The 11,879-nt window shown below is 66.1% G+C and carries 10 protein-coding genes; 7 read left to right on the forward strand and 3 right to left on the reverse strand.

Translation table 11 applies throughout. The features are described from left to right. Positions 1-821 precede the first annotated feature (821 nt). From A9W96_RS06700 to A9W96_RS06710, 3 genes are all read right to left on the reverse strand, one after another. Entirely contained in the window at positions 822-1,055 is a 234-nt protein-coding gene (locus tag A9W96_RS06700; RefSeq protein ID WP_231999612.1) for a hypothetical protein, read from the reverse strand. 4 nt (positions 1,056-1,059) lie between these two features. Further along, positions 1,060-1,938, reverse strand: a complete 879-nt coding sequence (locus tag A9W96_RS06705) for a ParA family protein (protein WP_067138549.1) — start codon at positions 1,936-1,938, stop codon at positions 1,060-1,062. Between the two features lie 79 nt (positions 1,939-2,017). Beyond that, the gene (locus A9W96_RS06710; protein WP_067138555.1) at positions 2,018-3,658 is read right to left on the reverse strand and encodes a ParB/RepB/Spo0J family partition protein; all 1,641 of its coding nucleotides are present in this window, start codon (positions 3,656-3,658) and stop codon (positions 2,018-2,020) included. A 575-nt stretch (positions 3,659-4,233) separates the two neighbouring features. On the opposite strand from A9W96_RS06710, the gene A9W96_RS06715 reads away from it, so the two are divergent. The 7 genes from A9W96_RS06715 to A9W96_RS06745 form a co-directional block, all read left to right on the forward strand. Then, a complete protein-coding gene (locus A9W96_RS06715) occupies positions 4,234-4,464 on the forward strand; it encodes a hypothetical protein (protein WP_065501424.1) in 231 nt (76 codons plus the stop codon). Further along, a complete protein-coding gene (locus A9W96_RS06720; protein ID WP_231999613.1) occupies positions 4,439-5,287 on the forward strand; it encodes an ESX secretion-associated protein EspG in 849 nt (282 codons plus the stop codon). The genes A9W96_RS06715 and A9W96_RS06720 overlap by 26 nt, the downstream gene beginning before the upstream one ends. Positions 5,288-5,320: 33 nt before the next feature. Beyond that, on the forward strand, positions 5,321-6,898 hold the full coding sequence (locus tag A9W96_RS32530) for a MinD/ParA family protein (RefSeq protein WP_067138551.1): 1,578 nt from the start codon (positions 5,321-5,323) through the stop codon (positions 6,896-6,898). Between the two features lie 3 nt (positions 6,899-6,901). Beyond that, the gene (gene eccD / locus A9W96_RS06730; protein ID WP_067138553.1) at positions 6,902-8,317 is read left to right on the forward strand and encodes a type VII secretion integral membrane protein EccD; all 1,416 of its coding nucleotides are present in this window, start codon (positions 6,902-6,904) and stop codon (positions 8,315-8,317) included. Continuing rightward, positions 8,317-9,696: a type VII secretion-associated serine protease mycosin gene (mycP, locus tag A9W96_RS06735; RefSeq protein WP_067138559.1), complete on the forward strand. Its 1,380-nt coding sequence runs from the start codon at positions 8,317-8,319 to the stop codon at positions 9,694-9,696. Before eccD ends, mycP begins: the two co-directional genes overlap by 1 nt. Next, positions 9,677-11,287 (forward strand): hypothetical protein, encoded by a 1,611-nt coding sequence (locus A9W96_RS06740; RefSeq protein ID WP_231999614.1) that lies wholly within the window; start codon positions 9,677-9,679, stop codon positions 11,285-11,287. The genes mycP and A9W96_RS06740 overlap by 20 nt, the downstream gene beginning before the upstream one ends. A 13-nt stretch (positions 11,288-11,300) precedes the next feature. After that, a partial coding sequence (locus A9W96_RS06745) for a hypothetical protein (protein ID WP_197499424.1) occupies positions 11,301-11,879 on the forward strand: 579 nt, incomplete at its 3' end.

Raw genomic sequence — 11,879 nt, forward strand, 5'->3', positions numbered from 1 at the left:
CTTTCTGATTCGCCACGAGGATGGCCCGCGCATCGGGCCCAGTCATTGTCATGCGTCGCAACGTACGTACCTACCCGCGAGATGTCATGTAGGCGCACGGACGTGAAGTCGAACCGTTACCTAGCCCACTATTTGGACGTTGCGACCGACGATCGTTCGCCCGTGGGCACGGGCGGCGACCGGCCCGTGTGGTCGCGGCACTCTGCTGCCGTCAATTCGGACGTCTGCGCGTCCGGGACATGTTGTGGACGCACGGATGGCCCTAGAGCGTTGCGACCGCCGTGTGTTCACGCGAGTGATCACGCGGCGCACCGTACGGGTAGTTGGCTGAGGCGTTGGACGTTGCGCCGCACAGGCATACGTGCGTTGTCCGCGCGTGTGGCAACGCGTCAGTCAGCCGACGACGATGCGGCGCTAGACCCGGCACCACGGACGTCCCTTCCACGTACGCAGACTCGTACATAGGGCGGGCAGTCACCCGTTGATGGCCCGCGTGTTATCCGGTGTAATGCCCGCGATTCACACGTCTTGTCGTCCGGTCATCGCCCGGATATCGCAGTTCACATGGGCTATTTGGGGGGCGGCAGTGGGGGAGCCGGTCGCGGGCGCGAGACCTTCACCGTCCCTCGTTTCCCGATGCGGCGCAGAGCAAAGAGTCGCGGCTTCGGATTCTCATGAGGTAACGCGAGATCAGCCCGGTTTCTTGAATGCGGTAGCAGTGGGCAGTCAGGCTAGCAACGTGACGCCAGTGTCGCGTCGCGCGCAGCGTCGCCGCATGAGCCCGACCGCTCAGGGCGGGGCGGCGGGGCTGTCAGCGCGCCTTAGCGGCGACCCGGGTCGAGGGGTTGTGGGTCGGGGAGGATCTCGCGGCCGTCGTTGTAGTCGTGCTCGATCACGCGCAACTGGGCGACGAAGGCCTCCCGAGTGAATTGGGCGATGGTGTAGCGGCGGCCTGTGACGCGCTCGACGATGCGCACCGCCGCGCGGGCCCTCTGGTGTAGCTCGGTGGGGATGTTGAGCTTGCTGACGTCGCTGGGTTTGGTAGGGCCGTCCACGGAGCTAGGCTTTGATGGCTGCTGGGCGGAACATTCCTTGGCGCTTCATGTGGTCAATGACGTTCTCGTAGTCTTTGCTGACGTCTTTGGCTCGGTATCCATACAACGGGACGGGAAGGTAGTTGGTGTAGGCCTCATCCACGATCGAGCTGCGTCGGACCGCCGGTGTGACCTTGTCACCGAAACCGTCCTGTAAGTACTCCATCTGTTCGCGGTACACGCCGCCGGTGCCTGGCACGGCGCACGGCACGATGGCCAGGAGCGGGATGTCAATCCTGAAGGTCTTTTTGATGATCGCGAGTTCTTGCAGCAGTGCCTGGATGCCTTCTGATTCCTTGCCTGCTGGTTTGGTGCAGGTGATCAGTCCCCATCCGCCGGAAGGGCCGTCCTCGTCGACTGAGGACGCGATCAGTGCCGTGGTGACTAGTGCGCTGTTGGAGCCGGGGGAGTCGATAAGGGTGACGTCAACGGCAGTGGCGGCTTCGAGGGCATCCCGCAGGCGTAGTACGCCTCCGGTCACGGCCGGTAGTTCGACCATCAGTTTGTCCAGAGTCGAGCGGGCGGCGGGCACGACCGTCAGGTTGCCGATGTGCATTTCGGTGGCCTCGTCGGTGGCGTATTGGGGTTCGCCGGCGTCGGTGAAACCCTGGATGATGCGAGCGGGCCGTTCGATGTCGTCGATTGGGGCTTGCTGGCGCAGTACGTCGGCGATGGTCACACCGCTGATGTCGGGGTAGCCCAGCCAGGTGCTGGCGTTTGCTTGGGGGTCGAGATCGATGACGCGCACCCGCAGGCCAGAGCCTGCGAGCTGGATGGCGGTGGTCACGACGGTCGTCGTTTTCCCGACGCTGCCAGACATGTTGGCGACGGTATAAGTGGACATCGATAATCTCCTTTGAGCGTGGGGTCGGTGATGCAGCATGCATCACCCGAGGCGGTTGTGACGGTCGATGCGGGGTGACTTAGGCGCCGGCGGCCTCGAGCTGGCGGCGTTCCCATGGGGTCGGTTGGTAGCCGGCTCGGTTGATGAGCAGGTTGACGTGGGCGACGGCGTCGTCGTCCCAGACCTTGGCTTTGAGTTCCGCGGTGTGGAGTTCAGCCGCGGCCACCGCCCGGTGCCTGGCCCGGGCGTTTCGCGCCTTCTCCGCTGGGCCGTCAGCGGTGGCGTCCCAGTCCCGTAGCAGCGCGCTTACCGCTGATGTTGCGCTGCGCGCGGCCACGCCGGACAGGTATTGAGCCACCAGTATCTTGAGGAGCTCGGCGTTGGATGGCTGCTGATTGATCAGTACCGCGCAGAATTCCCGCCTTGCGCGTTGGGCCTGGGCCGCGGCCTGGGCGTCTGCCTGTCGCTGGGCGGCGTCCGGCGACGGTTCGTCGCTTTGGCCTGGATCCTGGTCTGTTTCTGCTCGGGGAGGAGGTGCATCCGATTCGGTTGGCGGGTCGAGGACTTCAGGAGCGCCCGGCTGATCGGCTGGGTCTGCGGCGGCCGCGTCGCCGATGCTCGACGTCGTCGACGTCAACTCTTCGCCGGCGAGGTGCCGTGCGTAGAGATCTAGGGCGCCTGATGCTGGGTTGATGGCGCCGATGACCTCGGCGTCGGGCTCGTAGTCGGCGACGCGGTGGAGTTGGTAGTTCTCGCCAAGTTCGGCGCGAGGGTCCTCGACGAGGGGGATCCTTAACTCGTCGGCCTTGGCGCGGGCAGTGCGCTCGGCGATGACCCGCTCGGCGGCGCGGGTGGCGATCATCCCACGGGTGAGGATCAGGTGCAGGGCCTGCATTTGCTCCTTGTGGCGCAGGTCGCTGTGCTGATCGGGGTCCTTGGTCTTCTGCCAGCGCCGAGGCGGACCGTAGGGCAGCTTGCCCGCCAAGGCCGCGGCCTCGGCGCTGGGTAGCCGGCCGTCATCGACGGCGTCGCGGACTTCGGGAGCCAGTAGCTTGAGTGCGAGCTTGCGGGACACGGTGGCTTGATCGACGCCCAGCCGCTCGGCAATCGCGCGTTGGGACAGTCCGATCTCTGAGTAGCGCGCATACAACTCGCCCTCGGCAAGGTCGGAGAGGTCTTGGCGGCCAAGGTTTTCGGTAGCCATCGCGTCCAGATCGCCGTCGTCGACCATGATGGCGTCGTCGACGACGGCCGGGATGGTGTCTCGGCCGGCTTCGATCGCCGCGATGCGTCGGCGGTGACCGTAGACCAGTACGTAGCGCGCATCGGTTGCGCTGTCGGCGGTCGATGGCCGCGCCGCCATGAACGCCTCGCGGGTGACCACCAGCACGGGCAGCCGTACGCCGCTGGCACGTACGCCGTTGAGGAGTTCTTCCCATTTGGGATCGCCGGGCTGCGGCTGTGATCGCCGGGGGTCGTTGAACGGGTGCGGCGCGATCTCGGCCACGTGGATCTTGACCACCCGGTGCGCTTCGTTAGCGACTATGGCTGACATGCCCGCGATAAGGCCGGTGCCTTCGTCCGAGGCCGCGGAGTCGGTAGCGGGGGAGGGGTCTGTGCTTGGTGCGGTGTCTCCGCCGGCCAGCATCGCGAATCGGTTGGCGGTTTTGCGTCCGGCTGGCTTGGCTCGGCGGGCGGGGCGGGCTGTCGTCTGGGCCACGAGCACTCCTTTCTAAATACCGGTATTAGGGTAATAAGTCATATGACGGTCGGCAAGTCATTTGGCGCCAACGCGCTCTTGGCCGCCATGGGCTCCGCAGTGATGCAGCCTGCATCACCCAATCCTCGAGACCGCGAACAGATCCTTCCGTGTCACGTGACGATAAGGGAGCGGGGGATCGGATAGGCACGCGCTAGACCTGAAAGACTCTGAAGGGTCCACTCGCGTGGTCCCCATCATGACAGCTCCTCGCGACACTGGCGAGACGTGGACCGCGCGCCCACCCGTCTTCAGGGAACAACGCACATATACGCATACGTCGCGCATACCTGGCGATGCGCGTCACGCATACTCGCAGACTGCATACCAGCATCTGCGCATCGCGCCTTGGGCCTTCTTGTGCGCGGCGGTCGCGATGCCCGATTCGCTTCCCACATTCTGCGGGGTGCGACAATTTGCGATGACTGCGCGAGGGCATGATTGGCGAGCGAGATAGGCAATCTATTTGCCGTGTCCGCTTTATGTGCTCTACTGCGAGCGCGCGGGCAAAAGACCCATTGCGAAAGGGGTAGCCAATGGCTGAATCAGACCTGGTACGGGAGTTGAGCGCCCGCGTTCTCGCCCAGGACGACAAGGTCCCGACCACGATCCGGATCAACCGGCGGACCCTCAAACGCCTTCGGGCTCAAGAAAAACGCTGGACGACATCGATGTCGTTCATCGTCGAGCGCGCCCTGGAACCTGTGCTAACCGAATTGGAGCAAGCCAAGCTGCCCACCGATGGAGACGGTGCTGATGACGACTAGGTACGACGCGGTCGAGGTCGACGCGCACCAAGCCTGGTTTCTCGCCGACCACCTGCGCGTGGGGGCCTATCCGTGGATGCTGGCGATCACCGCCCCCTATGTCGATCCAGGGGAGCGGGAACCATTCAACCAGCGCTGCCTTGCGGAGCTGGTTGAGGCCGGCGTCATTGACGCAGACGGGGACATCAAACCATCTGTCGCGCAGGCGGTTAAGACCGTATGCCAGCCGCGCCAGTGGCTGGAATGGCGCACCATGATCGACCCCGAACAGATCTTGCGGGGGGTGCTGGCGCGCACCTCACCGCCAGATGCCGTGGTCGCGCTGCGCTACGCGCAGATGGTGACGCTCACGCCGATGCAGGTGACCCACAGCGAAGCGATCGTGCCGATCATCACCGCGGGATTGCCCCCCGACCAGCCGCCGGCTCGCTTCGAGGAGTTCTCACTGCCGATGGACACCGGCAAAGCGCTCGACGACCGCGTCGCCCGTGGCGCTGACTTGATGGAAGCCCTCATCGAGCTCGGCATCCCCGAACGAGAAGCCGAGATCATGGAAGTGGCCCGTGCTGGCGATCGCATCACCGTCGAACTGACCGCCCATGAGGCCACCAACGGCGCTCACCATCACACCGATGTCAGTGTCAACATCATCAGCACTGAGGTCGGGCAGATCCTCGTCAGCCCCACACCTGGGCAGCCACGTGCCGGCGGGGTGTCCATTTTCGCTCCCGCTGAACCGTTTTCGATCGCCATGGCGGTGCGCGACCTGACCGAGCGCCTCCCCTCGGGATCGTGGTTCCCCGACGAAAACTTCAGTATCTGACCCTCTACCAACCCGAAAGTAGAAACCGAAGCGATGAGCACACCTTCTGATTCCTTCCCCCAAGACGACACACCCCACCACGAGCAGCCCACCTCAGACCAGCGCTACCCCTATCCTGCTGGCGCCGCCCCCCAGGAGGACGGCAGGCAGCCCAGCAACGGACCGGACACCGGGCCAGGCCAGCGTGTGCGGTGGCCTGCGGCACCGCCCCCTCAGCAGGGGTCTACTCCCGGCGCCGAGGCGCCGCATCAGCCACTGCCACCTCCAGCGACCCGCGCGCCAGCCCCGCCGCCGTCGCGGCCACAACATGCAGCCCCGCACGGGGCGCCAACGTTCAAGCTGCCTGAACCGGCGCGCCCCAATACCGAACCGCGCCAGCCGGATCCAGCTTGGCAGCCTGGCGACGAGGCATCCAGCGACAAGACCGCCGAGATCTCACTCGACCAAATCGCCGCGCACCGCGGCCAGCCCCCGCAACACGAGCAAGGCCTCGACGGCTTTTTCAGTGACACGCCGCAGCCGCATGAGCAGCACCTGCCGGCGGGCTGGCCTTCGACGCCGCCCTCGCAGCCACCGGCCGCTGACCCGCACCAGCCGCTGTTCGGCGACCAGCCAATCTCACCGGGAGCGTTCGCACCCAGCGGCTACGGCGCGCTTGACGAAGGCCAACAGTTCGTCACCTCGCGGCGCCGACCGGTAGGCAAGGGCTGGCGAAAGCTGGTGTCGCAAATGACCTTCGGGCTCATCACGCCCGGGCCCAGCGCCAAGCAAGAAGAGCACGACAAGCTCATCCGCAGTATCACCGCACCGCTGCTCGACGTCTATGTGGTGGCGTTTGTCAGCGCCAAGGGTGGCGTGGGCAAGACGACCATGACCGTCGCCGCGGGCAGCGCGATCGCCCGCGAGCGTGGGGACCGGGTGATCGCCGTGGACGTCGACACCGATCTCGGCAACCTCTCGTCGCGGTTCGAGCAAAAAGGCGGCGCCGACGCCAACATCGAGGCGTTGTCGTCGCTGCAGGACGCCAGCAGTTATCCAACAGTCGCAACCTTCACCGTGCAGAACAAAGACCGGCTCGAAATGCTTGGCGCCCAGAATAATCCGCGCTCCTCCTACACGTTGAACACGCAAGACTTCGAAGCGACGATGAAGACCCTGAAGAAGCACTACAACGTCATCCTGCTCGATTGCGGCACGGCGATCACATCACCGCTGTTTTCCACCATCGCCAATTATGTCGACAGCCTGGTCGTGGTTGCCTCTCAAGCCCCGGACGGCCTCAACGGCGCGTGGACCACGATCCAGTGGCTGCAGGCGCACGGCTTCGCCCGCCTGTTGCCCCGCACGGTGATCGCTTTGAACTCGACATTCAAGAACAAGCCGCTGGTGGACCTCGATGACGCCGAACAGGAGTTCACCGCCAAGATCCCGGGTGTGAGCGTGGTCAGGATCCCCTACGATGTCCACCTCGCCGAGGGACGCGATGTCACCTTCGTTGAACTCAAATCGCGGGCCCGAAAGGCCCTAATGGCGTTGGCCGGCGCGATCGCTCAGCACTATCCCGCCCGGGGGCCGCATCAGCACCGCACGACTGAAACTGGGGGTTTCTGACCGATGGATCCGGCCGCTGCTACCGGCCAAGTCCGCGTCGCCATCATCGGTGAAGACGCCGCGGTGGACTTGGCCCTGCCGACCACACTGGCCATCCGGGAACTGATTCCGCGAATCCGCGCAACACTGGCCACGGGTCGCGATGATGACGACGTGCCAGCCGATGCCGTCAACGACGACGGCTTGCGCCCTTACTCGCTGGCCCCACTCGGGGGAACACCGTTCAGTTTGGACGCCACCTTGGCCACGCTGAACATCGACGACGGCGAACAGCTCATCTTGTGCAAGCTGCCGCCTGGCCCAACGGCGCCACCTGTGGTCGAAGACATCGCTGACGCCTCGGCGATCCATTCGGCCAGCCAGTTCAAACCCTTCGAGCACGCCATGTTGCGCACCGCAGCCCAAGCGGTGGTGGTCACCGCGGCGACCTTAACGTGCGGCCTGGCGATCTATGGCGCGCACCGCGGCTACCGCGTGTGGTCGGCCGCAGCACTGGGTGCGCTCGCCGTCGTCTTCATCGCCGCCACATTCTGGCTGTACCGGCGCGGCCTGCAAGCCACCGCTGGACGCCTGGGTCTAGCGGCCACTGCGCCGCTGGCGTTGGCCGGCGCCGCGGTAGTGCCTGGGGATGCCGCGGCGCCGCGCGTTTTCCTGGCAGCGGCTTTCCTGCTCGCCTGGTCGCTGCTGCTGCTGGCTGTCACCAATAGTTGGGTGGCCACCCACACCGCGGTCGTCGCCGTGACGGCCACCATCGCGGCCGCTGCCGGCGCCCGGATCCTGTGGCACTTGCCGTACTTATCTTTGGGGTGCGGAGTGCTGGCGGTGTCCTTGCTGTTGGCCAGCAATGCCCCGACGGTGTCAGCGATGTGGGCGCGCTTTCCGCTCCCGAATGTGCCGGCGCCAGGCGAGCCCACACCCGCGGCGTCCTCGCTGGCCGAACTGGAAGATCTGCCCCGTAAGACGGCGACGTGCAACTCCTACCAGAGCGGTCTGATCGCGGCCTCGGTGATCCTGTCGGTGATCGGCTCGGTGTTGGTGGTGTGGTTGCCTGACGCGCCGCCGCTGTTGGCGTGGTGGCTGGTGGTGGTCACCACCACGGTCACCGTGCTGCGTATGCGGATCTGGGATTCAGCGATCCCGGCACTGTGGTTTCTGGCGACCCCTTTTCTGACCGCGATCGCGCTGACGGTGTCGTTCACCGCCGCCGGCCACCTCGTCTCTGGCCTGTACGCGGTTGCCGCCGTGGTGGCTTTGACGCTCGTGCTGCTCGGCGCTGCGGCCGTCAAACCGCGCGAGCTTTCCATCCCGCAGCGTCGCTGGTTGGACCTGTTCGAAAACGCCCTGCTGATCACGATTCCGCCGGCCATGTTGTGGCTCATCGGTCTGATCAGCCTCATCCGCAACCGAGGGATATTGTGATGATCCGCCGACTGGCCTCACTCGCCGCGACCGTCGCACTGCTGGTGGTGTGCAGCCCCGTGCCTGAGGCCTCCGCGCTGGCATATCCGGTCGTCGACCCAGCTGCGCTGCCCCCTGATGGTCCGCCCGCTCCAGGCCAAGAAATGCGCCAGAACGGGCAATGCCAGGTCTACGGCGCAATGCCCGGGTTCGATCCGGCCGCTGTGCCCCCTAGCCAGGCCATGCTCAATCTGCCCGAAGCGTGGAAAACCTCACGCGGCAGGGGAGTGGTGGTCGCGGTGATCGATTCCGGTGTCACACCACAGCCGCGCCTGCCCAACCTCACACCGGGCGGGGATTACATCGATCCACCGGCCGGGGGCTTGTTCGACTGCGATGGCCACGGCACCGCGGTCGCCGGGCTGATCGCAGCCCAGCAAGGCCCTGACGGATTTGCCGGCGTGGCACCTGAGGCCGCGATCGTCTCCATCCGCCAAACCTCGGCGCAGTGGGCACCCAAGACACCGTCGGGACAAGACGCCCAGCAAGCAAAGACCGCCGGGGACGTCGCGACGCTGGCTCGAGCGGTCCGCCACGCCGCCGACATCCCCGGCGTGCGAGTCATCAACCTTTCACTGATCGATTGCTTCCCCGTCTACAAGCAGGTCGACCAAGTGGCGCTGGGCGCGGCCGTGCGCTATGCCGCGATCGACAAAGACATCGTCGTGGTGGCCGCAGCGGGCAACACTGGTGAGAGCAGCTGCACCAGCAATCCGCTCACCGATCCGAATCGTCCCGATGATCCCCGAAATTGGGCCGGCGCCACTACCGTTTCCACGCCATCGTTTTGGCAGCCCTACGTCTTATCAGTGGGCTCCCTGACCCCTGAAGGGCAGCCGTCGAACTTCACCATGGCTGGCCCATGGGTGGGCGTCGCTGCCCCCGGTGAACAGGTCGTCTCACTCGGCAACGGCCCTAACTCGGGCATCATCAACGGTCTGCCATCCAACAAAGAGCCGTTGGTCGCCATCAACGGGACCAGTTTCGCGGCAGCCTACGTCTCCGGCGCCGCAGCCCTGGTCCGCTCCAAATTCCCCAACCTGACCTCTCGTCAGGTGGTCAACCGCCTGGTCTCCTCGGCGCACAACGCCGCTCGTGCACCGTCCAACCTCGTGGGTGCCGGGGTCATCGACCCGGTAGCCGCGCTCACCTGGGACATCCCTCACGGCGATGCGCTGCCGGCGCAAATGCCGATCGTGCGGGTCGCACCGCCGGCACCACCGGCACCGGATAATCGGCTGCCCCGCCTGATCGCCTTTGGTGCGGGCCTCGCGGCGATCGCAGCCGCCGTCATCGCTGTCACCGTGATTGGAATGCGCCGTGGTCGCACCAACCGCTAACCGCGAGCCGTCCCGTTTCTCCCCAGCGTGGCCCAGCTGGCGGCGCCTAACAACACTGGCCTCGCTGCTGCTGCTCGGGTGGGCAACGCTGTTGCCGCCTGGACGAACACCCCAGTGGTGGCACTACGCCGCGGCCGCCGCGGCGATCGCCGCATTTGTCGGGTCCTGGCACGGGCAGCACGTGTCGACGACGGTGGCCCGCTGGACTCCGATGGCGTGGCATAACCGCCGTCAACGCGCCCAACGCAGCGGTCACCGGCAGGGCAGCGCCCCCCCGGTGCAGCGACCGTCGACGACGCGTGAGGCCACGCTGCAGGCCCGTATCGTCATTCACCTGCGCCCCCATCCGCACGCACTGACCGCCCCCGGCGACCACAGCGACCAGCTTCCTTGGGAGTTCATCACCGCTTGGCTGGATCGCTATGGGGTGCGCGCCGACGCGCTAACCGTCTGCTCGGTGACCCGCACCCCACCGGCCAGCGGATTGCGCAGCGACTCAGCGCCGCTGCTCAGCGGTCCCAACAGCCAGCACCGCGACACGTGGCTGACCTACACATTGCGCGCCGAAAACAACGTGGGGGCCTTGACCGCCCGCCGCACCACCCTGGGAAGTCCTGCCGGCGTTAACTCCGACGACGACACCTCGCGGTCACAACCGCATCGCGCAGCCTTGGCCGACACCGTGGCGCGCCGGCTCATCGCCGAACTGCGGGAACGGGGATGGCTGGCCACCCTCAGCGACGAGGAAGAACTTCCTCGGTTCGTACCGCCGTCGGCAACTCTGCGCAGGGAAACCTGGACTGCCACAGAGTATTCCGATGGCTTCCGCGCCGTGTACGCCGTGGATCCCTCAGCGCTGCCCGACGTCCTGGAAATCCTTACCACCTTGCACACCAAGGCGACGTGGGTGGCGCTCACCATACGTTCACGCGGCCGCCAACCAGCCACCGCCGAGGCGGTGGTCGGCACGCTGACGGCCACCCGGCCGCCCCGGCAGCTACCCGGTCTTGCGGGATTTCACGGATTGCATCGACACATCGGGCCGGCGCTGGCAGCCACCGGCATCGAGGTGGGTGCCGACGTCGAGTTGCCCGCGACCGAGGTGGTGCCCTCAACGCTGGCGGCGCTGCGGTGGCCGACGGCGGCGATCGGTGTTCCGATCGGCTACAACCGCGCACGCCAGCCGGTATATCTGGGGCTGGCCTCACCGGAGCCGGTGCGGATCACGGTGACCGGCACCCGACAGTTCCACATCGCCATCATCGCCCGTCTGGCGTTGTCAGGCCAGCCGGTTGCCCTCTACACCTCCGATCCTCGCCAGTGGACTGCCCTGGCCAATCACGCTGCACCGCAACAATTCTCGATACGACCTACCACACCACCACCTGAGGCGATTGTCGTCAGCGACGCCAGCGGCGATGCGCCCACCGGTGCGATCACGGTGACACTGCGCCGACCACAGTCTGCTCAGGCCCCAGCGACGACGATCGTCATTACCCAGGACGGGCGGCACCCGGACCTGTTCTACATCACTACCGCGCATGGCCGTCAGTGGCTGAGCACGCGCCTTGTTCCCGTGTCAAACGAGTAAGCGAGGTTAGGTCATGTCGTGTACGCCAGAGAATTTCATCGCCGATGGGGTAGGGCTGCCCGAGCGGATGCCGGCGTTACCGCCGGCGCGCGACTTTCTGGTCTCGGGTGGGTTCGGCGGTGCGGCAGCAGTATTGGCCGCCCTCATCGTGGCCCTGGTCGCGGTGGTGGCACTGCTCCAGGCCGGTAAAAGGTTCCGCCTGCGGACCGAACAACGGGAACGTCACCACAAGGAGCTCCGCGACGACGAGCGGCACGCAGCGGCGATTAGGGAGTGCCGCGAACGCCTGGCGTGGGTGGTGGACAAAGGCAGCATGGAACCGGCCGCCGCCGCGGATGCCACAGTGGGGTTCGGGCCGGAGCTGGCGCTGACGGTTCTGCAGGGCCTGCTCGAGGAGGCGCGCCAGCTCGATGACGCTACCTTGGCGGCTGCCGCGGCGGTACAGCTCAAGCAGTTTTCGCGGGTTCTGGCCCAGCAGGGCAGCGCGCTAGCAGCAACCGCCGAGGCAGCGTCACCCGCGGCAGCCGGGGCGCCGGCTGCGACATCCGCATTCGGCGCCGACGCTGATGAACCACCCGGCTCGGAGCCGGAT

This window comes from Mycobacterium sp. 1245852.3, assembly GCF_001669335.1.
GTDB lineage: Bacteria > Actinomycetota > Actinomycetes > Mycobacteriales > Mycobacteriaceae > Mycobacterium > Mycobacterium europaeum_A.